Below are 20,230 nucleotides of genomic sequence, written 5' to 3'. Positions count from 1 at the left end.
TCACGGCGTCCACGTACCGGAAGGCGGCGTGGGAGAACACGGTTCCGCGTCGCACCATCGTCACCAGCCGCCATACGCAGATCAGGGCGACCTGGGCTGACGCCATGCCCAGGATCGTGATCACGCGCAGCGGGGTCAGCGGGAGCGACCCGTCCTCCGGGTCGGTGGCCAATGCCCACACCATCAATGCCTGTACGAACACGGTGCCGGCGAGCACCACCGCGAGCACGGTGCGCAGCGCACGCACTGTCAGCTTTCCCATGACCCAGCCTTCCATCGAGTTACGATGGGAATCTATCGAATTTCGATAGGTGAAGCAAGGGCTGGGACGGAGGGTGGGCGGCGGTTTCGCACCGTGGCGGTGCGCCGCCACCCCTCCCATGGCATGGCGTTCGCGCGAACCGTCTTGATCTTGTCGAAGTCGGCCTCGCTTGAGCACAAATCGGACGCCACCCGACTACGCCGAAGCCCTGGGTGAAAGTCGTCTTCCCCGCGCCGTTCGCTCCGATCAGCACGCTGAACCGTCCCGGCAGATCGCAGACCATCGGACCGGCACTGACCGCTGCGCCGGGCCGGTCTGCCGCACGAGGTGGCCCGGGGCGTCGCGTTCCTCGCCCGGCACGACGCCTCGTTCGGCACCGGTGCCGTCCTGCCCGTCGACGGTGGCCTGTCCGCCCGTGTCCCGGAGCTCGACCTCTGACGTTCGGCACTCGATGCTGCCGTGGCCGCCACGCGTCCCCCGTCTCACAGTGAGACGCAGTGCGCCTGCTCGCTCCGGCACTCTTCGAGTGACGAGCGGGAGGACGGGCATGCCGATGAAGTCATGGGGACACCGGGAACGACTGGTGGGGTTGTGCTGGTTCGGGGCGCTGGTCGCGCTGTGCGGCGTAACCGCCACGGTGTCGGGGGTGCCCGCGGGCCCGGGCCTCGCCCTCGCCGGGACGGTGCTCGGCTGTTGGGAGGCGGTCGGGCTGTGGCTGTGGAGCGTGTACGCCACCGGGTCGCGGGACGGCTCGCGGGGACGACGCTGACCGTCAGCCCTTGTCCGGCCCGAGCCTGATCCCGTAACCGGTGATCTTCCGATAGATCGTGGCGCGGGAGATGCCGAGGGCTCGCGCGGCCTTCGTCTTGTCGCCCCCGTGATCCAAGAGCGCCTGGACGATCATGTCGCGCTCCGTGGACTCCCAGGGGGACAAAGGGTGTTGGGCCTGTGAAAGCAGGGACGGCGGCAGGTCGGTCTCCTCGATCAGCGGGCCCGAGCGGTGTGCGTCGGCGTATCGGAGCGACCCTTCGAGCTGACGGACGTTGCCGGGCCACGGAGCCCGGCACAGGGCCTGTAAAGCGCCGTCGGTGCATGGGGCGTCGGCCTTGTTCCGGCCGTGGCGGGCGAGCAGACAGGAGACGAGCGCCGGGATGTCGGCGGTGCGGTGACGCAGCGGCGGCACGGTGACCTCGGCGCCGAGTCTGCCCGTCACGGTGGCGAAGGCGGTGGCCGTCGCCGCCCCCTGCCGCCCGTCGGCCGCCGTCCCGGTGCCCACGTGCGGCCGTCCCTCGGTCCACTGCGGGGAGGTGGCGCCGGGGGTCCGGTCCCGGGTGAGCAGCGCCGCCACCCAGCCGGAGCGTCCGGCCGTGGCCCGCAGTACGCCGTCGAGCTGGCCGAGGTCGGAGGCAGGCAGCAGGTCGAGGTGGCGCAGCACGACGGTGCCCCGGTCCTCGGAGAGATCCTGGAAGACGGCTTGCAGCCAGCGGGCCGAGCCGTTCCGCGCGTTGGTCGCGTCGTGCACGCCGAACGGGGTCGTGGGGGACACGTGCCGGTGCACGGACCGGACCAGTTCGAGCTTCCCGGTGCCCGCCTCCCCGTCCACGAGCGTCCAGCGCCCTTGTTCGCAGTGGCGGATCAGCTGGGCGATGACACCGCGGAACAGGGGGCTGGAACCGGCGACTCCGGGCAGGCGGGGCACCTGGGCCGTACCGCGTGGGGCGGTCTCCTTCCGGTCGGCGACCAGGCGCAGCTCGATGAGATGGGCGACCGGGCCCTTGTCGGGCGCCTCTCCGTCCACCTGCCGTCCGCGCACCTGCACCGTCCGGCCGTCGCTGAGGAGCAGCCGCTGCTCGTGCCGTTCGGAGAGGCTGCCGGCGAGCTCCCTGAGCCTGCGGTGGTCGTCCGGGCTGAGCATCTCCGTCGCGGCGGCGTCGGCGAGCAGCAGACCGTCGGTGAGCGTGACCAGCGCCCACCGTGAACTGGGACGGGACGTCAAGAAGGCGCGCAGCGCAGCGCGTTCGCGCTCCGAACCGATGTCGAGGAGACGCTCCTCGATGTCGGCGGCGGCCTGCCGGACCAGCGCCACCATCAGCGGTGAGGCGCTGTGCTGCCACGAGGTCAGGTCGATCAGACCGAGCATCCGCCCGCTGGCCGGATTGCGGATCGGAGCGGCGGCGCACGACACCCGCTGGAGCCGCTCGGAGAAGTGTTCCGAGCCGAACACGTGCGCCGTACGGCCGTCCTCGGCAGCCGTTCCGATGCCGTTCGTGCCGACGTACTCCTCCGCGTAACTGAACCCGGGCGCGAGGCAGATGTCGTCGAGGTGGCGGTGCAGGGCCCGGTCGCCGGTCCTGCGCTCGCGCACCCGCCCCTTGGAGTCGGTCAGGATCAGGCACATCGGGGTGTCCTGGAGGGTTTCGGCGAGCCGGTCGAGAACCGGGCGGGCGGCGGTGGCGAGCCGCGAGTGCGGGTCGAAGTCCCCGTTGTAGGGCGCCTCGATGCGATCGGTGTCCACGCCCCAGAAGCGTGAGCGCTGCCAGGAGTCGAGGATGGGCGGCCGTACCTCGACGGACGGCACGCTCGCGCCCTCCAGGAACTTCGTGCGCGCGCGGACCGGGTTGAGGTGCGGTACGGGCCGGTCCCGGCCGAGCGGCGAGACGGTGTGCGACGGCTTCGTCCGGGCCGTCCCTTCCATGGGGTCCACAGGTTCCATCGGTCTGTGTGCCTTCTGCCGTGCGGTGACGCTGCGGGTGCCGGTGCTTCCCGCACGTTACGACCGGGTGTCCTGTGGTGGCCAGACCCGTGTCCGGAAGGCTGTCTCAACTTGAGACGTAAGGCGTTGCCGTGCGCCTCCACGATGGTCGACATCCCGGTCACAGACGGCAGTGCGCCGCCGCGGAACCGGGCCCACCGAGGATTCCCCAAGCGCCCGACTTCGCTTGAGCGGAGGGGACCCTCACCGCCGCCGAGTCAGCCGGAGGAGTATCACCCGTGAGCCGACAGAGCCTGAGCAAGGCGCACAAAAAGATCACTGAGCTGTCGTGGGACCCCACGTTCGCGACCCCGGCCAACCGCTTCGCCACCGACTACCGCTTCGACAAGGCGCCCAAGAAGGACCCGCTCAAGCAGGTCCTGCGCTCCTACTTCCCGATGGAGGAGGAGAAGGACAACCGCGTCTACGGCGCGATGGACGGCGCGATCCGGGGCAACATGTTCCGGCAGGTCCAGCAGCGCTGGATGGAATGGCAGAAGCTGTTCCTGTCCATCATCCCGTTCCCCGAGATCAGCGCGGCCCGCGCGATGCCGATGGCGATCGGCGCGGTCCCCAACCCGCAGCTGCACAACGGGCTCGCGGTGCAGATGATCGACGAGGTACGGCACTCGACGATCCAGATGAACCTCAAGCGCCTCTACATGAACCACTACATCGACCCCGCGGGGTTCGACATCTCCGAGAAGGCGTTCGCCAACTGCTACGCCGGCACCATCGGCCGCCAGTTCGGCGAGGGGTTCATCACCGGTGACGCGATCACCGCCTCCAACGTGTACCTCACGCTGGTCGCGGAGACGGCCTTCACCAACACCCTGTTCGTGGCGATGCCCGCCGAGGCCTCCGCCAACGGCGACTACCTGCTGCCCACCGTCTTCCACTCGGTGCAGTCGGACGAGTCCCGGCACATCTCCAACGGCTACTCCATCCTGCTGATGGCCCTCGCCGACGAGGAGAACCGCCAACTCCTGGAGCGCGACCTGCGCTACGCCTGGTGGAACAACCACTGCGTGGTGGACGCCGCCATCGGCACGTTCATCGAGTACGGCAGCAAGGACCGCCGCAAGGACCGCGACAGCTACGCCGAGATGTGGCGCCGCTGGATCTACGACGACTACTACCGGTCGTATCTGATCCCGCTGGAGAAGTACGGCCTGAAGATCCCGCACGACCTCGTCGAGGAGGCCTGGAAGCGGATCTGGAACCAGGGTTACGTCCACAAGGTGGCCCAGTTCTTCGCCACCGGCTGGCCGGTGAACTTCTGGCGCATCGACGGCATGACGGACGACGACTTCGAGTGGTTCGAGTCCAAGTACCCGGGCTGGTACGCGGAGTACGGCGCCTGGTGGGAGGCGTACAACCGGCTCAAGCACCCCGGTGCCAACAAGCCGATCGCCTTCGAGGAGGTTGGCTACCAGTACCCGCACCGCTGCTGGACGTGCATGGTGCCGTGCCTGGTCCGCCAGGACATGGTGGTCGACAAGGTCGACGGCCAGTGGCGCACCTACTGCTCCGAGACCTGCGCGTGGACGGACACCACCGCGTTCAGGCCGGAGTACGAGGGCCGGGCCACCCCGTCGATGGGCCGGCTCACCGGCAAGCGCGAGTGGGAGACCTGCTACCACGGGCAGGACCTCGCCGACATCGTCAAGGACCTCGGCTACGTGCGCGACGACGGCAAGACCCTCGTCCCGCAGCCGCACCTCGACCTCGACGACCCGAAGAAGCTGTGGACGCTCGACGACATCCGGGGCAACACCTTCATCAGCCCCAACGTGTCGCTCAACGAGATGTCCGACGAGGAGCGCGAGGCGCACGTCGCGGACTACCGCAGCCGCAGCAACATCACCCCGTCGATGCTCTGACCCGTACCGCCAGGGGCCGAAACCCTGCCCCCTATCGCTAGGGAGGGAACAGCGGGGGCGCGCCGCCGTCGCGGGCACCACCAGGTGCGGCGCGCCCCTGCCGAACCCCCTCCCGGAAGGCTGGTCCTTGTGGGCGACAAGCACCGCATCCGATTTGAACCGGTCGGCATCGAGATCGAGGCCGACGAGGACGAGACCGTACTCGACGCCGCGTTCCGCCAGGGCGTCAATCTCATGCACGGCTGCAAGGAGGGCCAGTGCTCCTCCTGCAAGTCATTCCTGCTCGACGGCGACCAGCAGATGGAGCGCTACTCCACCTTCGCGCTGGCCGACTACGAGAGTGAGGAGGGGTACGTCCTGCTCTGTCGGACGCACGCCTACGGCGATCTCAGCGTCGAACTCATCAACTACGACGAGGAGATGCTGCTTTCCGGCATCCCGCCCCGCCAGGCCCGCGCCACGGTCGCCGCCGTGCAGTCCCTCACCCACGACATCACCCGACTCGTGCTCGATGTCCACCCCGCCGACGAACTCCCCTACCGGACTGGGCAGTACGTGGACATCGAGGTGCCCGGAACAGACCAGTGGCGGTCCTTCTCCATGGCGGGTCTGCCCGCCGAGGGGCCGGGCGGCAAGCTGGAGTTCATCATCAAGCGCTACCCGGGCGGAAGGCTCTCCGGGATGCTCGACGGCGCCCTGCGCCCCGGTGACCCGCTCACGGTCAAGGGCCCGTACGGCACCTGCGTGATGCGCGACGCGCCGGACCGCGACCTGATCCTGCTCGCGGGCGGCACCGGCATGGCCCCGATCCTGGCCCAGCTGCGCGGCCTGGCCGCGACCGGCAGCACCCGGCGCATCCGGTTCTACTACGGGGCGCGCACCGAGCGGGACCTGTTCGCCCTCGACGAGATCGCGGAACTCGGGTCCGGGCTGGCGGACTTCGCGTTCGTGCCCGCCCTCTCCGAGGCCGCCTCGGGCAGCTACGAGCAGGGGCTGATCACCGAGGTCGTCGACCGGCACGAGGGCGACCTGTCGAGCGCCGACGCGTATCTGTGCGGACCTCCGCCGATGTGCGACGCCGCGATGGAACTGCTCACCGGCAAAGGCATGCCCGAGGAACGCATCTTCCTGGACAAGTTCACCACGTCCACCGGCACCTGACATGCCAGCAGCTGATCACCCAGTACCGAACCTCACTTCACCCGACCGACGCGAGGAGCCGTACGCATGACCACGCAAGCCGACAAACTGGTCAAGGGGGAACGCAGCTTCCCCAAACCGCAGTTCACCGACGCCGAGGCGGGAGCACTGGTCTTCCCCAGTTCCGGCAGCCGGGCGTTCACCTACTACAAGCCGCAGAAGATGCGGGCCACCATGTACGAGGACGTCACCTTCGACGTCCAGCCGGACCCGGAGCGCCACCTGCTCCAGGGCTGGATCTACGGCTTCGCCGACGGATCCTCCGGCTACCCGCAGGACTGGACCGAGCAGCGCTCCTGCGACTGGCACCGCTTCCGCGACCCGAACGAGGAGTGGGAGCAGACGATCTTCCGCAACAACGCCAACGTCGTGCGGCAGATCCAGCAGAACCTCGCCAACGCCCGCAAGGCCGACGCCTACCAGCAGTGGACGCCCACCTGGACGCACTTCGTGGAGCGCAACGTCGGCGCCTGGATGCACGCCGAACAGGGCCTGGGCATGCATGTGTTCGTGGCGATCCAGCGGTCCGCCCCCACCAACATGATCAACAACGCCCTCGCGGTCAACGGCACCCACAAGCTCCGCTTCGCCCAGGACCTCGCTCTCTACAACCTGGACATCGAGGAGGAACTGCCCTCCTTCGACGGCTCCGCGCACATCCAGGCGTGGCAGAGCGACCCGGTCTGGCAGGGCGTGCGCGAGACGGTGGAGCGGCTGACCGCTGTGCAGGACTGGGCGGAGGCCGCCTTCGCCACCAACCTCGTCTTCGAGCCGCTCGTAGGCGAACTGTTCCGCAGCCAGTTGGTCATGCAGATCGCCGCCCGCAACGGCGACTTCACCACCCCGTCCGTGATCGGCGCCGGCGAGGGTGACTACGACCGCGACCTGCGCTGGACCCGCGCCCTGTTCGAGCTGCTGCTCGGCGACGAGAAGCACGGCGAGGCCAACCGCGCCACCGCGGAGCGCTGGCTGTCCCAGTGGCTGCCGCCCACGCTCGACGCCGCCCGCCGCCTCCAGCCGCTGTGGTCGCAGGCCGACGAGAAGGTCCTGCGCTTCGAGGACAGTCTCGACCGGGCCAAGGACCGGTTCGTACGACTCATGGACGGCCTCGGCCTCTCCGTCGCCTCCGCAGAAGGGACCCCGCGGTGAACACCAAGCCCTCCTCCGCCTTCTCCTCCGACCGCAGCTCCTCCAACCGGTGCGGCGTCACGCTGATGAACAACCAGAACGGCCATGTCGTGGCCGACGTGATGCGCACCAAGGAGCACGTCACCGTCACCGACTACCCCTCCATGATCCGGGTGGACGGCGAACGCCTGCTGACCTTCGACTTCGAGGAGATCTCCGACGCCCTCGGCTTCGACTTCGGGGTGAGCGACTTCGAGGAGATCATGTCCACCCACTACGGCCGGATGGTCCACCTCGACGACCGCACCATCCTCTTCGCCAACCCCGAGGACGCGGCCGAGTACATCGACTTCGACCTTGTCCCCGTCGACTGACCGCCACGGGCGCAGCCGCACTCAGCAGGAAGGCAGGCAACCGGCCATGTACCGCAAGGACGGCGTCGACTACTTCATCGTCGACGGGCACATCCACTTCTGGGACGCCAGCGAGGAGAACATCGCCAACAAGTACGGCGAGGGCTTCATCCGCTGCTTCTACGACTACCAGCGCAACCTCAGCCCGCAGGAGTGGGTCTGGTCGCTGGAGAAGTTCCGCAAGTACAGCGAGCAGGACCTGATCCACGACATCTTCGACACCGGGTACGCGGACTGGGCGATCTTCCAGCCGACGTATCTCGGCGAGTTCTACCGCGAGGGCTTCAACACCATCGAGCGGAACGGCGCGTTGGCCCGCAAGCACCCCGACCGGCTGATCGTCAACGGCGCCTTCGACCCGCGCGAGGGCGAGGCGGGCCTGGAGCGCCTGGAGAAGCTGCACGCCGAGTGGAACCTGCGCGGCGTCAAGCTCTACACCGCCGAGTGGCGCGGCTCCTCCAAGGGCTGGAAGCTGTCCGACCCGGAGGCCCAGGACTATCTGGCGCTGTGCGAGCGGCTCGGCATCCGCAACATCCACGTCCACAAGGGCCCCACCATCTGGCCGCTGAACCGGGACGCCTTCGACGTCGCCGACATCGACCACGCGGCCAGCGCCTTCCCCGGCCTGAACTTCATCGTCGAGCACTCCGGGCTGCCCCGTCTCGATGACTTCTGCTGGATCGCCACCCAGGAACCGAACGTCTACGCCGGCCTGTCCGTCGTGATGCCGTTCATCCACACCCGCCCCCGATACTTCGCCCAGATCATCGGCGAACTGCTGTACTGGCTCGACGAGGACCGCATCGTGTTCGGGAGCGACTACGCGATCTGGAGCCCCAAGTGGCTCATCGAGCGGTTCGTCGACTTCCAGATCCCCGAGGACCTCCAGCCCGAGTACGGCGTCCTCACCACCGACGTCAAGCGCAAGATTCTCGGCCTCAACCACGCGCGGCTGTACGACCTGAAGGTCCCCGAAAGCGCGCAGGTCCCCACCTCCGGTGCGGCGGCAGCGGCATGACCGCTGTCACCGAGGCGGTCGACCGGGTCACCGCCGTCAACGCGGCACTGGCGGCGGTGCTCGACCCTGAACTCGACCGGCCCATCACCGACCTGGGCTTCGTGCGATCCGTCAGCGTGGGCTCCGACGGCTCGGTGGAGGCCAGACTCCGGCTGCCCACCTACTTCTGCGCCCCCAACTTCGCCTGGCTGATGGTGGAGGACGCCCGGCGCGCGCTGGCCGGGCTCTCCTGGGCGGGGGAATGCCGGGTGATCCTGGAGGACCACTTCGCCTCCGACGAGATCAACGAGGGCGTGGGCTGCGGCAAGACGTTCGCCGACGCGTTCCCCGGCCTTGCCGATCCAGACCGCATGCAGGAACTGCGCGCCGTCTTCCTGCGCAAGGGGCACCTCGCCGCGCAGGCCCGGCTCGGCCGACGGCTCCTGGAACGCGGCTGGACCCTGCGACAACTCGGCGACGCGGTCCTCGGGGACCTGCCCGAGCGCCTCACGGTCACGGTCCGCAAGCGCCGCTCGCTGCTGGGCCTGCCGGCGGACCCCGGCGCCCCGCTGTTCGCGGACGACGAGGGGAAGGCCGTGCCCACCGTGGCGCTGGAGGGACACCTGTGCCGGGGCCGTACCGCGGGCGTCGGCATCGAGGCCAACACCCAAGTCTGCGAAGGCCTGTTGGTCACCCGCTACGGGCCGGACGACCGCGATACGGCAGCGGGCGGCGGCAGAAAGGAGGCAACGGCATGAAGGCCGTACGACTGCACGGTTACCAGCGCACCCCGGTACTCGACGACGTACCCGACCCGGTGGTCGCCGGGCCCCTCGACGTGATCGTCAGGATCGGTGGCGCCGGGGTGTGCCGCACCGACCTGCACATCATCGAGGGCCAGTGGGAGGCCAAGAGCGGGGTGGTCCTGCCGTACATCCAGGGGCACGAGAACGCGGGCTGGGTGGCTGAGGTCGGCGCGGCGGTCACCGGTCTCGCACCCGGTGACCCCGTCATCCTGCATCCGCTGGTCACCTGCGGGCTGTGCGCGGCCTGCCGGCGCGGCGACGACGTGCACTGCGCGGCGAGCATCTTCCCCGGCATCGACGCGGACGGCGGGTTCGCGGAGTACCTGCGCACCAACGCCCGCGCGGTCGTCCCGCTCGACCCGGGACTCGCTCCGGCGGACGTGGCCGCGCTCGCCGACGCCGGGCTCACCGCGTACCACGCGGCGAAGAAGGCGGCCCGCAGGCTCGCACCCGGTGACAAGGCCGTGGTGATCGGCGCGGGCGGGCTCGGGCACATCGGCATCCAGGTGCTGGCCGCCCTGACCCCGGCCGAACTGATCGTCGTCGACACCTCCGCCCAGGCGCTCAAGCTCGCCGAGACGCTCGGCGCGCACCACACCGTCGTCGCCGACGGCAGCCAGGTCGACCAGGTCGCCGCGCTCACCGGCGGCCAGGGCGCCGAAGCCGTCCTCGACTTCGTCGGCGAGGGCGGGGCACTGGAGGACGGCGTACGGATGCTGCGGCGGGCCGGCGACTACTACGTCATCGGCTACGGCGGCACCCTGTCCGTGCCGACCATCGACATCATCTCCACCGAGATCAACTTCATCGGGAACCTGGTCGGTTCGTACACCGACCTGGTCGAGCTGATGGACCTCGCGGCGCGCGGTCTGGTCACCCTGCACACCGTCACCTACCCGCTGGACGCCTTCGACCGGGCCCTGGACGACCTCGACCGGGGCCGGGTGAGAGGGCGCGCCGTGTTGGTGCCCTGAACCGGCACCGCCCTGTACAGGTGGCGGCGGCCCATCCGTGGACCCTCCCCCAGCCTTCGGCCGGGGATACCCCCCAGAGGGTCGGCGCACCACGGAGACCGCACCGGCCGCCGCCACCGCTCCACCGACACGCATGCACCCCGTACACCCCTCGACGTATCCCGCTGGACGGAAGGGACGACACCGCCATGGCGAAGGAACTGCGCTTCAACGCCGAAGCGCGCGCACTGCTGGAGAGCGGGGTGAACGCGCTGGCCGACGCCGTACGCGTCACCCTCGGCCCCAAGGGCCGCAACGCGGTCCTGGAGAAGCTGACCGGGCCGCCCACCATCACCAACGACGGCGTCACCATCGCCCGGGAGATCCAGCTCAAGGACCCCTTCGCCAACATGGGCGCCCAGCTCGTCAAGGAGGTGGCCACCCGCACCAACGGGGACGTCGGTGACGGCACCACCACCGCGACCGTGCTCGCCCAGGCGATCGTCCGCGAGGGACTGCGGGCGGTCAACGACGGTGCCAACCCTGTCCTGTTGAAGAACGGCATCGAGGCCGCCGTGGCGGCGGCCGTCGACTCCCTGACCGCCCAGTCGCGCCCGGTCCGCTCGGACGACGAACTGGTGCGCGTGGCAGCCCTGTCCGCCAACAACGACCCGGCCATCGGCGGGGCCATCGCCGAGGCCGTGGCCCGCGTCGGACGCAGTGGCGTCGTCACGGTCGAGGAGTCGTCGGCGTTCGGTCTGAGCGTCGAGTACGCGGAGGGCCTGGACTTCGACAACGGCTGGATCTCCCCGTACATGGTCACCGACCAGGGGCGCATGGAGGCCGTACTGGAGAACCCATACCTCCTCTACTGCGACACCAAGATCAGCAAGGTGCAGGAGCTGATGCCCGTCCTGGAGCAGGTGACCCGCACCGGTTCCCCGCTGGTCGTCATCGCGGAGAACGTCGAGGGGGCCGCGCTCGGCATGCTCGTCACCAACGCGGCGCACGGCACGTTCCGTTCGCTCGCGGTGCGCGCGCCCGGCTTCGGCTTCCGGCGGATCGCCGAACTGGAGGACATGGCCGCGCTCACCGGCGGGCGCGTCATCACCGGTACGGCCGGGCGCACGCTGGAGGGCGCCACGCTGGAGGATCTCGGCCGCGCCGAGAAGGTCATCGCCACCGAGCGGTCCACCACCGTACTGGGCGGCGCGGGCGGCGACGAGCGAGTGGCCGAACGCATCGAGAACCTCAAGACCGAGCTGGAGCGTGCCGTCAACGAGCACGACCGCGACAAGCTCGGCGAACGCATCGCCAAGCTCTCCGGCGGCGTCGCGGTCATCCGGGTCGGCGCCGCGAGCGACGTCGAACTGCGGGAGAAGCAGATGCGGTTGGAGGACTCGCTCGCCGCGACCCGGGCGGCGGCCGAGGACGGCGTCGTGGCGGGCGGTGGCGCGGCCCTGCTGCACGCGCGCGCCGACATCGTGGCGCTGGACGCGCCAGGTCACGGCGATCCCGAACTCCCCGACACGGACGCCGCCGTGGGTCGGGCCATCGTCGCCAAGGCGCTCGCCGCGCCGCTGCGGTGGATCGCGATCAACGCCGGTCTCGACCCCGACGAGGCGGAGGAGCGGGTGGCCGCGCTGCCCGTCGGCAGCGGCCTGGACGCCCTGCGCGGCGACTACGCCGACCTGCACCTGCGCGGGGTCATCGACCCGGTGAAGGTCACGCGCAGCGCGTTGCTCAGCGCCGCGTCGATCGCCGCGCTGCTGCTCACCACCGAGACGCTGGTGGTCGAGGAGGTCATCGGGAACCCGGGATCCATTCACTCGCCGGAGATCGGGGACCTCGCCGAGGGGCTGCCCCGGCCCTCCAACATTCCCTGACCGCAGTCGGCCGCGCGCCGCCGCGTCTGCGGTCTGCCGCCTGCCGCGGCTCGATCGTGGCCGGGCGCGCGGTTCCCCGCGCCCCTACGGGCGCATCCCAGTGACAAGGAGCGCGGCGACATCATGACGGCTGATCCCTTCACGACCTACACCGACCAGCTCGCGCCTGCCCCCGCCAGGAGTCCCGGCGCGGGGGCCGAGGACGACGGCCGTACGCCAAAGGAGCGGCGGCCGCCGTTGCGGGCGGGGGTGTCGTACGCCCTCCTCGGACCCGCTTTCGTCGCCGCCATCGCGTACGTCGACCCGGGGAACTTCGCCACCAACGTCCAGGCGGGTGCCACCTTCGGCCCGCTGCTGCTGTGGGTGCTGCTCACCGCGAACGTCGTGGCGATGCTCCTGCAGTACCTCTCCGGCAAGCTCGGTGTCGCCACCGGCAGGAGCCTGCCGGAGCTGTGCCGCACCCGGTACCGCAGACCGGTGGTGTGGGGGCTGTGGGTGCAGGCGGAGGCGGTCGTCGTGATGACCGACCTCGCGGAGGTCATCGGTGGTGCCATCGCCCTTCACCTGCTCTTCGGGCTCCCGTTGTGGCTCGGCGGCCTCGTCATCGGCGCGGCCTCGCTGGCGCTCATGCCGATGCGCGGCCGGGGGAGACGCCGCTTCGAGGTGCTCATGGCGGCCTGCCTGGCCTGTCTGCTGGCGCTGTTTCTCAGCCAAGTGCTCGGCACCGGAGCCCCCTTGGTTACGGCCAACGGACTGATGCCCCGTCTGTCCGGAGCCGAGAGCCTGGTGCTGGCCGGCGCAATCGTCGGCGCCACCGTGATGCCGCACGTCATTTACCTGCACTCGGCGCTCACCAGCAACCGTTACGGCCTGTCCCTCGACCCCGGGTCGCCCGGAGCGGACAGTGGCCCGCCGGGCGACCGCGACCGGCTGCTCCGCCACCGGTTGCTGCGCCACGTACGGGCAGACGTCCTGCTCGCGATGGGCCTGGCGGGCGCCGTGAACGTGGCACTGCTGGTGTCGGCGGCGACGCTGTTCCATCCCGGCGCCCCGGAGGCCGCGACCTCCCTCGGCGCGGCGCACGACGCGTACGGGCGGCTCGTCGGCCCCATGGCGGCCCTCGTCTTCGCCCTGGCGCTGCTCGTCTCGGGCCTCGCCGGCACGAGCGTCGGCATGTACGCGGGAGAGGTGGTGATGGGCGGCTTCCTGGGCCGGCGGATCCCCGTGCTGCTGCGCAGGCTGCTCACCATGGCGCCCGCCATCGCGGTGCTGGCCGCCGGCGGCAGCGCGACGGCCGGCCTGGTCATGAGCCAGATCATCCTTTCCTTCGGCATCCCCTTCGCCCTGGTTCCGCTGGTCCTGCTCACCCGCGATCCCGCCGTCATGGGCGGCTGGGTCAACCGGCGCGCGACCACGTACTGCGCCTGGGCGGTCAGCGCCGTGGTCGTGGCGCTCAATGCCGCCCTGCTGGTGAGTCTGTTCACGGACTGACACTGCTGAGAGGGTCCGCCCCTCTGTCGTACGAGGAGTTCCGCATGATCTTCATCGCCGTACGGTTCACCGTCCGCCTCGAGTTCCGCGACCAGTGGCTCGACCGGGTGGCCGACTTCACCGCCGGGACCCGCGCCGAACCCGGCAACCTCTTCTTCGAGTGGTCCGTGGACGCCGCCGATCCGAACCGCTTCGTCCTCCTGGAGGCGTTCGCGTCCCCGGAGGCGGGCGTGGAGCACGTCAACTCCGACCACTTCAAGACGGCCATGGCGTGGATGCCGGACGTCGTCGCCGAGACGCCCGACATCATCAACGTCGAGATGGAGGGGCAGGGGTGGTCGCGCATGGCCGAGGTCGCGCCTCGGAAGTGAACCGTTCCGGGTTTGTCGGAGGCTCCGGACTGTCCCGAGTCGGGTGGAGTCGAGTCTGCAGTACAAGCTGCTGCAGGTCCTGCGGTTCGGCTGCTCCTACGAAATCATCGCCTATATCACCTGCTCGGGGGCTGCCCCCTACGGCGACAGGAGCCCGTTGTCCCTGCTCTCGCCGCGGGAGTGGTTCCGGGCACGATCTCGGCCCTTCTGATCCGCCACCGGGACGATCAGGAGGGCGACCCCGAAATAGAGGATCAGTACGCTGAGGCCGGCGACCAAGGGCGTGATGAACGAGACCGCGGTCGGGCCGGCCGGTGACGGCACACCAGGGCTGATGGACACCCGCGCCGCGAGCATGCCGGTGTAGTGCATACCGCTGATGGCGAGACCCATGACCAACACGGCGCACGTGGTGGCCATGACACCCTTGACCTGCAGTGTCGCCCATAGCGCCGCGGTGGTGGCGACGATCGCGATCACGATCGAGAGTGCGACCAGATCCCTCGAATAGCTGATCGATCCAGGCACCCGCAGGGCTGCCATGCCTAGGTGGTGCATGGCAGCCACTCCAAGGCCGGAGACGAGGCCACCGCACACGAGGGAGAGCGTAGTTCCGTCGCGCCCCGCGATGAGCATGCCGACTCCCACGGTCAGGACGGCCAGCACCCAGCTCACGATGGTCAGGGCGACGCCGTACCGCACGGTGACTCCATCGACCGTGAACCCGAGCATGGCGATGAAGTGCATCCCCCAGATCCCGGAGCCGAGTGTCAAGGCCCCGCCGACGAGCCATCCGAGGCCGTCCGGGAGGCCTCTGGCACGGTAACGCCCCGCGCAGCCCAGGCCGAGAGCGGAACCGATGCAGGCCGTGCTGTAGGCCAGCAGGGGAACGAAGGCATGGGAAAACAGATGCTGGTTGTGCGTCATTTCAGGCATGGATGGCCGCCGTTCGCAACATGTCAACAACTACGGGTCGCTGCCTCCGCGCCGCAGGCCCGCGGGGAGGGGGATCGGCGGCCGCGCGGCGTCAGTGATGAAGGCCCGGCGGGGTGGGCGGTGAGGACCGGGCCGGGCCCTGATCATTCAGGTGCGCGTCAGGAGGGGCTGTATTCCCTCCCGACGCGCATCAACTCCTGCCTGGTGCGCGTGATCCGCTGGAAGTACCCGCTTCGGCCGGCTCGGTGGAGAACACCCGGCTGGCGAGGAAGTCCTCGGGCTCCAGCCGTATGAGATCGTCCTTCGACAGCGGTTCGGCGCCGCGGTCGACCAGCCGGTTGGCGTGCCGCAGCCGGGCGCGCTCCACGGCGTTGCGGACGCTGCGGGCGTTGGCGAACCGCGGCTGCTCGCGGCGTCTTTCGAGGTAGTCCCGGAAGGTGCTGCGCGCCTTTGGGGACAGCGCGTAGCGCTGCTCGCCCACGATGAGCTCGCCGATCTGCGCCAGCTCGTCGAGGGTGTAGTCGGGGAAGTCGATGTGGTGCGCGATCCGCGAGCTCATTCCCGGGTTGGACTGGAAGAAGGTGTCCATCCGGTCCTTGTACCCGGCGAGGATGACGACGAGGTCGTCGCGCTGGTTCTCCATGACCTGCAGCAGGATCTCGATGGCTTCCTGCCCGTAGTCGCGCTCGTTCTCCGCCCGGTACAGGTAGTAGGCCTCATCGATGAACAGCACGCCGCCCATCGCCCGTTTGAGGACCTCCTTGGTCTTGGGCGCGGTGTGTCCGACGTACTGCCCCACGAGGTCGTCGCGGGTGACCGCGACCAGATGACCGCGCTCGAGGTAGCCCAGCCGCTTGAGGAGCTCGGCCATGCGCAGCGCCACCGTGGTCTTCCCCGTGCCGGGACTGCCGGTGAAGGACATGTGGAGGTTGGGGCGGCTGGCCGAGAGGCCGAACCGTGCCCGTTGCCGGTCGACGAGCAGCAGCGCTGCGATCTCCCGGATGCGGGTCTTCACCGGGCGCAGCCCGACCAGGTCCCTGTCCAGCGCATCCAGCACCTCGTCGACACCCGAGTCCTGGCGCTCCGCATTGAGGTCGACGGTCGCGTCCTCGGGCAGGAGCAGCTCGGCCGGATCCGGCGGCTCAGGCGGCCCGTCCGCTCCGGGCACCAGGCCGGGCGCGGACGGACGCATCCCGAAGACCGGACGCTCGTTGTCTGCACCGGTCATGTGCAACGTCGCCTCACTGGTTGGGGGCGTAACGCCGGCCGGCCGGGCTGTCGGTGGCGTACGCGTGCGTCGTGTACTGGATCCGACGGTCGCTCATCTCGTGCCGGTCAAGCCGGAAGCCGGGCTCCTCGGCAGGCCGGTTGACGATGAACGACAGCGCGGTGGTCTGCCGGCCCAGCCGTGCGTCGTAGGCATTGACCCGGACGTAGCGGTTGGGGTACGCCTTCCGGCACTCGTTGACCTCGTACATCACGCCGGCGGCGTCCTTCAGGTCGAACATCGGCAGGCCCCACATCTCCCAGTAGTTGTTGCGGGGGTGAGGGTCGTCGGTGAACTCCACCGACAGCGGCCAGCCGTTGTCCAGCGCGTACTGGATCTGCTTCTCGATTTCCTCGTCGCTCAGGTCGGGCAGATAGGAGAAGGTGCCCTGGGTGATCCGCATGCTGTTCCTCCCAGCCGTCAGGCCGTCGTCGGGGTCGCGATGACGTCCGGCGTGTCGGTGGACTCATAGTTGAAGGTGATGTCGCCCCACGTGGACAGCGCGACCTCGAGCTCGCGGTTCTGCTTCGCCGCGGCCCGGAGGATGTCCGGACCCTCGGCGAGGTAGTCCCGGCCCTCGTTGCGCGCCTTGATCATCGCCTCGAGTGCAACGCGGTTGGCTGCGGCGCCGGCGGCGATGCCCATGGGGTGGCCGATCGTGCCGCCGCCGAACTGCAGGATCGTGTCCTCGCCGAGGTAGTGCAGCAGCTGGTGCATCTGGCCGGCGTGGATGCCGCCGGACGCGACCGGCATGACGCCGGCCATGGAGGCCCAGTCCTGCTCGAAGTACAGGCCCTTCACCGGGTCGGGGTCGACCTTGTCGAGCCGCAGCGTGTCGTAGAAGCCGCGCACCGTATTGGGGTCGCCCTCGAGCTTGCCGACGACCGTGCCCGCGTGGATGTGGTCGACACCGGCCAGGCGCATCCACTTGGAGATGACCCGGAAGCTGACGCCGTGGGTCTTCTGCCGGGTGTATGTCCCATGGCCGGCGCGGTGGAGGTGCAGCAGAACCCCGTTGCGGCGGGCCCACTTCGCCATCGACTGGATCGCGGTGTAACCCACCGTCAGATCGATCATCACGACGACGCTGCCGAGCTCCTTGGCGAATTCGGCGCGCTCGTACATGTCCTCCATGGTCGCCGCGGTGACGTTGAGGTAGTGGCCCTTGATCTCACCGGTCTCCGCCTGCGCCCGGTTGACCGCCTCCATGCAGAACACGAACCGGTCCCGCCAGCGCATGAACGGCTGCGAGTTGATGTTCTCGTCGTCCTTGGTGAAGTCCAGACCGCCGCGCAGGGCCTCGTACACCACCCGGCCGTAGTTGCGCGCCGACAAGCCGAGCTTCGGCTTCACCGTCGCACCCAGCAGCGGGCGGCCGTACTTGTTGAGGTACTCCCGCTCCATCACGATGCCATGCGGGGGACCCTGGAACGTCTTGGTGTAGTGCGGCGGGATTCGCATGTCCTCGAGCCGCAATGCCTTGAGCGGTTTGAACCCGAAGACGTTGCCGATGATCGACGAGGTGAGGTTCGCGATCGAGCCCTCCTCGAACAGGTCGAGGTCGTACGCGATGTAAGCGATGTACTGGCCCTCTGTGCCCGGCACCGGATCCACCCGGTAGCACTTGGCCTGGTAGTGGTCGTACGCCGTGAGACGGTCCGTCCACACCACCGTCCACGTGGCCGTCGATGACTCGCCCGCCACCGCGGCGCCGGCCTCCTCGGGCGGCACGCCCGGCTGCGGCGTGATGCGGAACGCTGCGAGAACGTCTGTCGGCTTCGGCTCGTAGTCGGGCTGCCAGTAACCCATTTCGGCGTAGGGAATGACCCCGGCGCCCCAGCGTTCCGTCATGTTTCCTCCTGACGATGGGGTGTATCGGAATGTCCCCATGATGACCGGAGACATTTCGCATTTCCATCAAGTCTTTTTGCGGACACCTAAGTAATCGTTCAGGTGTTGACGCGGTGCTGGGTGGCAGCTCAGACGCGGGTGGGCCGAGCCATGGACGGTGTGCCCGGCCTGTGACTACTCCGATCGCGGGGCGACGGGCACGCCGAGGGTTGCGCACACCTCGACGTAGTCCTCCCATGTGTCGATGTCACGGGGGAGCGGCCGGTCCACCGCGAGTCGCTGCAGGCGGTCCGGAGGCGCGTGGTCGACGATCTTCCACACCGCCTTGTCGCCGTGCAGGCCCCGCAGGGTCGCGAAGGCGTCGGCCGAGAAGATGAACGGATGGCCGAACTGGCCCCGGTAGCTGGTGATCGCCGCCCAGCTGGGCATTGCCCGCCAGCGCACCAGAAGTTCGTCAATGACCGCTGTGTCGATCTCCGGCATGTCGCCGAGGAGGAGCATGACAGCAGCGCACTCGCCGGCCGCGTCGAGGCCCGCGAGCAGCGAGGACGCGCACCCGGAGCCGTAGGCGTCGTTACGCACGACACGCGCCCGTCCGGGATGCAACGACCGGACGACGTCGTCGCCACCACCGCCCACCACCACGACGACACGATCGAGCGAGGAGCGTTCGACGCGAGCGACCACCCGGGCGAGCACCGTGGTGTCGCCCAGCGGGAGCAGCTGCTTGGGGCGCCCCAGCCGGGTGGACGCGCCCGCCCCGAGCACGATGCCGACGACCGCTTGGGAGGCCGGGACGCTCGGGCCCGGCGCGACGCTCATGCGTGGATCGGCCCGTGCCCGTCGCGGAGCGGCCCCACCGCACCCGTGCGCCCGGCGCGGGCCGCGATGATCTCGGCGCAGATGGAGACGGCGGTCTCCTCAGGTGTCCGCGCCCCGAGGTCCAGGCCGATGGGTGCCAGGACCCGGGCGATGGCGGCATCGTCGACGCCTTCCTCCTTCAGTCGCCTGACCCGGTCCGCGTGGGTCCGCCGGGAGCCCATCGCGCCGAGGTAGCCGACGTCGGTGCCGAGGGCTGTGACGATGGCCGGCACGTCGAATTTGGCGTCGTGCGTGAGCACGCAGACGGCGTCGCGGGGGCCGAGCGTGGGGCCGACCTCCTGCAGCAGCCGGTGCGGCCACTCGGCGACCACCGCATCGGCCATCGGGAACCGCTTCCGGGTGGCGAACACAGGTCGGGCGTCGCACACCGTCACGTGGTAGCCGAGAACCTTGGCGACCCGGGCGAGCGCGGCGGTGAAGTCGACTGCCCCGAAGATGAGCATGCGGGGGGGCGGCACGAACGACTCGATGAACACAGACACCGTGCTCCCGCAGGAATCGCCGTGCTCGCCGTAGTGCCGTACTGCGGTCGTCCCCGCGGCCAGCCCGAAGCGGGCGTCGAGGGCGACGACGCGGTCGAGGTCCGGGTCACCCAGGGAACCGACCGGCTCGACTGTCTCGTCGTGGCGAACCAGCAGCTTGGCGCCGGTGTTCGGCCCCTCGATCACCGTGGCCAGCGCGAACGGCGTGTTGTCGAGCTGCAGCCGGCGGACCTCGTCGTAGAGTGACCACCAGTCGAGCGGCTCGACGTAGAGGTGGATCGTGCCCCCACAGGTGAGGCCCACGGCGAAGGCGTCGTCGTCGCTGTAGCCGAACGTCACGACGGTGCGGTCACCGGACGAGATGGCCTCAAGGCCCTCGGTCACGACCGCGCCCTCCACGCACCCGCCCGAGACCGAACCCGCCACCTCGCTGTCCTCGCTGACGGCCATGGCCGCACCCGGGAGCCGGGGGCCGCTGCCATCGACGTCGATCACCCGCGCGATGGCGACCCTCTTGCCCTGGGTGCGCCATCGGTCGAGGTCGTCCAGGATCTCCTTCACGGACTCTTCGCCTACCGGGTCAGCCAGAAGATGACAGCGGCGAGGACAACGAGGACGGCGGCCGGTGGGAGGGCGCGCTTGAGGACGGCGCCGCGGGCCACGCCCATCA

General features: G+C 69.5%; 20 protein-coding genes. 12 read left to right on the top strand and 8 right to left on the bottom strand.

Translation table 11 applies throughout. The features are described from left to right. On the bottom strand, nt 1–262 hold a 262-nt coding region (locus ABZV31_RS37115), incomplete at its 3' end, for a DUF2975 domain-containing protein (RefSeq protein WP_355901245.1). 300 nt (nt 263–562) lie between these two features. On the opposite strand from ABZV31_RS37115, the gene ABZV31_RS37110 reads away from it, so the two are divergent. Both ABZV31_RS37110 and ABZV31_RS37105 read left to right on the top strand, forming a co-directional pair. After that, a complete protein-coding gene (locus ABZV31_RS37110; protein WP_355901246.1) occupies nt 563–700 on the top strand; it encodes an SDR family oxidoreductase in 138 nt (45 codons plus the stop codon). Between the two features lie 109 nt (nt 701–809). Further along, the gene (locus ABZV31_RS37105; RefSeq protein ID WP_355901244.1) at nt 810–1,031 is read left to right on the top strand and encodes a hypothetical protein; all 222 of its coding nucleotides are present in this window, start codon (nt 810–812) and stop codon (nt 1,029–1,031) included. A gap of 3 nt (nt 1,032–1,034) precedes the next feature. Here the strand turns inward: ABZV31_RS37105 and ABZV31_RS37100 are convergent, their stop codons facing one another. Beyond that, nucleotides 1,035–2,957 carry a helix-turn-helix domain-containing protein gene (locus ABZV31_RS37100; protein WP_355901243.1) on the bottom strand — a complete coding sequence of 641 codons (1,923 nt, stop codon included), beginning with the start codon at nt 2,955–2,957 and terminating at the stop codon, nt 1,035–1,037. 296 nt (nt 2,958–3,253) lie between these two features. Between ABZV31_RS37100 and ABZV31_RS37095 the strand changes: the two genes are divergently transcribed. From ABZV31_RS37095 to ABZV31_RS37050, 10 genes are all read left to right on the top strand, one after another. Then, entirely contained in the window at nt 3,254–4,897 is a 1,644-nt protein-coding gene (locus ABZV31_RS37095; protein WP_355901242.1) for a methane monooxygenase, read from the top strand. Between the two features lie 129 nt (nt 4,898–5,026). Beyond that, nucleotides 5,027–6,058 carry a 2Fe-2S iron-sulfur cluster binding domain-containing protein gene (locus tag ABZV31_RS37090; RefSeq protein ID WP_355901241.1) on the top strand — a complete coding sequence of 344 codons (1,032 nt, stop codon included), beginning with the start codon at nt 5,027–5,029 and terminating at the stop codon, nt 6,056–6,058. A 66-nt stretch (nt 6,059–6,124) separates the two neighbouring features. Then, complete coding sequence (locus ABZV31_RS37085) at nt 6,125–7,246, top strand: aromatic/alkene monooxygenase hydroxylase subunit beta (protein WP_355901240.1); 1,122 nt, start codon at nt 6,125–6,127, stop codon at nt 7,244–7,246. Beyond that, nucleotides 7,243–7,599 carry a propane 2-monooxygenase effector subunit MimD gene (gene mimD / locus ABZV31_RS37080; RefSeq protein WP_355901239.1) on the top strand — a complete coding sequence of 119 codons (357 nt, stop codon included), beginning with the start codon at nt 7,243–7,245 and terminating at the stop codon, nt 7,597–7,599. The genes ABZV31_RS37085 and mimD overlap by 4 nt, the downstream gene beginning before the upstream one ends. Nucleotides 7,600–7,645: 46 nt before the next feature. After that, a complete protein-coding gene (locus ABZV31_RS37075) occupies nt 7,646–8,656 on the top strand; it encodes an amidohydrolase family protein (protein WP_355901238.1) in 1,011 nt (336 codons plus the stop codon). Further along, a complete protein-coding gene (locus tag ABZV31_RS37070; RefSeq protein ID WP_355901237.1) occupies nt 8,653–9,393 on the top strand; it encodes an iron-sulfur cluster assembly protein in 741 nt (246 codons plus the stop codon). The genes ABZV31_RS37075 and ABZV31_RS37070 overlap by 4 nt, the downstream gene beginning before the upstream one ends. Next, on the top strand, nt 9,390–10,415 hold the full coding sequence (locus ABZV31_RS37065; RefSeq protein WP_355901236.1) for an NAD(P)-dependent alcohol dehydrogenase: 1,026 nt from the start codon (nt 9,390–9,392) through the stop codon (nt 10,413–10,415). Before ABZV31_RS37070 ends, ABZV31_RS37065 begins: the two co-directional genes overlap by 4 nt. Before the next feature lie 188 nt (nt 10,416–10,603). Further along, on the top strand, nt 10,604–12,280 hold the full coding sequence (gene groL / locus ABZV31_RS37060) for a chaperonin GroEL (protein ID WP_355901235.1): 1,677 nt from the start codon (nt 10,604–10,606) through the stop codon (nt 12,278–12,280). A 123-nt stretch (nt 12,281–12,403) separates the two neighbouring features. Then, a complete protein-coding gene (locus ABZV31_RS37055) occupies nt 12,404–13,771 on the top strand; it encodes an Nramp family divalent metal transporter (RefSeq protein WP_355901234.1) in 1,368 nt (455 codons plus the stop codon). 44 nt (nt 13,772–13,815) lie between these two features. After that, a complete protein-coding gene (locus tag ABZV31_RS37050; protein WP_355901233.1) occupies nt 13,816–14,142 on the top strand; it encodes a putative quinol monooxygenase in 327 nt (108 codons plus the stop codon). Nucleotides 14,143–14,280: 138 nt separating this feature from the next. Here the strand turns inward: ABZV31_RS37050 and ABZV31_RS37045 are convergent, their stop codons facing one another. The 6 genes from ABZV31_RS37045 to ABZV31_RS37020 form a co-directional block, all read right to left on the bottom strand. Continuing rightward, nucleotides 14,281–15,069, bottom strand: a complete 789-nt coding sequence (locus tag ABZV31_RS37045; protein WP_355901232.1) for an MHYT domain-containing protein — start codon at nt 15,067–15,069, stop codon at nt 14,281–14,283. Between the two features lie 199 nt (nt 15,070–15,268). After that, nucleotides 15,269–16,306, bottom strand: coding sequence for a CbbX protein (gene cbbX / locus ABZV31_RS37040; RefSeq protein ID WP_355901231.1), 1,038 nt, complete (start codon nt 16,304–16,306; stop codon nt 15,269–15,271). A gap of 13 nt (nt 16,307–16,319) precedes the next feature. Further along, a complete protein-coding gene (locus ABZV31_RS37035) occupies nt 16,320–16,748 on the bottom strand; it encodes a ribulose bisphosphate carboxylase small subunit (RefSeq protein WP_344005457.1) in 429 nt (142 codons plus the stop codon). Nucleotides 16,749–16,765: 17 nt separating this feature from the next. Continuing rightward, nucleotides 16,766–18,196: a form I ribulose bisphosphate carboxylase large subunit gene (locus ABZV31_RS37030; RefSeq protein ID WP_344005459.1), complete on the bottom strand. Its 1,431-nt coding sequence runs from the start codon at nt 18,194–18,196 to the stop codon at nt 16,766–16,768. A gap of 174 nt (nt 18,197–18,370) precedes the next feature. Beyond that, nucleotides 18,371–19,018 (bottom strand): nucleotidyltransferase family protein, encoded by a 648-nt coding sequence (locus tag ABZV31_RS37025; protein ID WP_344005461.1) that lies wholly within the window; start codon nt 19,016–19,018, stop codon nt 18,371–18,373. Next, a complete protein-coding gene (locus tag ABZV31_RS37020) occupies nt 19,015–20,121 on the bottom strand; it encodes an XdhC family protein (RefSeq protein ID WP_355901230.1) in 1,107 nt (368 codons plus the stop codon). Before ABZV31_RS37020 ends, ABZV31_RS37025 begins: the two co-directional genes overlap by 4 nt. Between the last annotated feature and the right edge of the window lie 109 nt (nt 20,122–20,230).

Source organism: Streptomyces sp. NPDC005202 (assembly GCF_040608235.1).
Classification (GTDB): Bacteria; Actinomycetota; Actinomycetes; order Streptomycetales; family Streptomycetaceae; genus Streptomyces.
The sequence above is the reverse complement of the archived record's forward strand: the minus strand, read 5'-3'. Positions and strand labels throughout refer to the sequence as shown.

Bases quoted from the DNA above. Each gene is read 5' to 3' on its own strand.
- ABZV31_RS37065 (WP_355901236.1), top strand. From the start codon at position 9,390: ATGAAGGCCGTACGACTGCACGGTTACCAGCGCACCCCGGTACTCGAC.
- ABZV31_RS37025 (WP_344005461.1), bottom strand. From the start codon at position 19,018: ATGAGCGTCGCGCCGGGCCCGAGCGTCCCGGCCTCCCAAGCGGTCGTC.
- ABZV31_RS37050 (WP_355901233.1), top strand. From the start codon at position 13,816: ATGATCTTCATCGCCGTACGGTTCACCGTCCGCCTCGAGTTCCGCGAC.
- ABZV31_RS37045 (WP_355901232.1), bottom strand. From the start codon at position 15,069: ATGACGCACAACCAGCATCTGTTTTCCCATGCCTTCGTTCCCCTGCTG.
- groL (WP_355901235.1), top strand. From the start codon at position 10,604: ATGGCGAAGGAACTGCGCTTCAACGCCGAAGCGCGCGCACTGCTGGAG.
- ABZV31_RS37055 (WP_355901234.1), top strand. From the start codon at position 12,404: ATGACGGCTGATCCCTTCACGACCTACACCGACCAGCTCGCGCCTGCC.
- ABZV31_RS37100 (WP_355901243.1), bottom strand. From the start codon at position 2,957: ATGGAAGGGACGGCCCGGACGAAGCCGTCGCACACCGTCTCGCCGCTC.
- ABZV31_RS37105 (WP_355901244.1), top strand. From the start codon at position 810: ATGCCGATGAAGTCATGGGGACACCGGGAACGACTGGTGGGGTTGTGC.
- ABZV31_RS37030 (WP_344005459.1), bottom strand. From the start codon at position 18,196: ATGACGGAACGCTGGGGCGCCGGGGTCATTCCCTACGCCGAAATGGGT.
- ABZV31_RS37070 (WP_355901237.1), top strand. From the start codon at position 8,653: ATGACCGCTGTCACCGAGGCGGTCGACCGGGTCACCGCCGTCAACGCG.
- ABZV31_RS37075 (WP_355901238.1), top strand. From the start codon at position 7,646: ATGTACCGCAAGGACGGCGTCGACTACTTCATCGTCGACGGGCACATC.
- ABZV31_RS37035 (WP_344005457.1), bottom strand. From the start codon at position 16,748: ATGCGGATCACCCAGGGCACCTTCTCCTATCTGCCCGACCTGAGCGAC.
- ABZV31_RS37085 (WP_355901240.1), top strand. From the start codon at position 6,125: ATGACCACGCAAGCCGACAAACTGGTCAAGGGGGAACGCAGCTTCCCC.
- cbbX (WP_355901231.1), bottom strand. From the start codon at position 16,306: ATGACCGGTGCAGACAACGAGCGTCCGGTCTTCGGGATGCGTCCGTCC.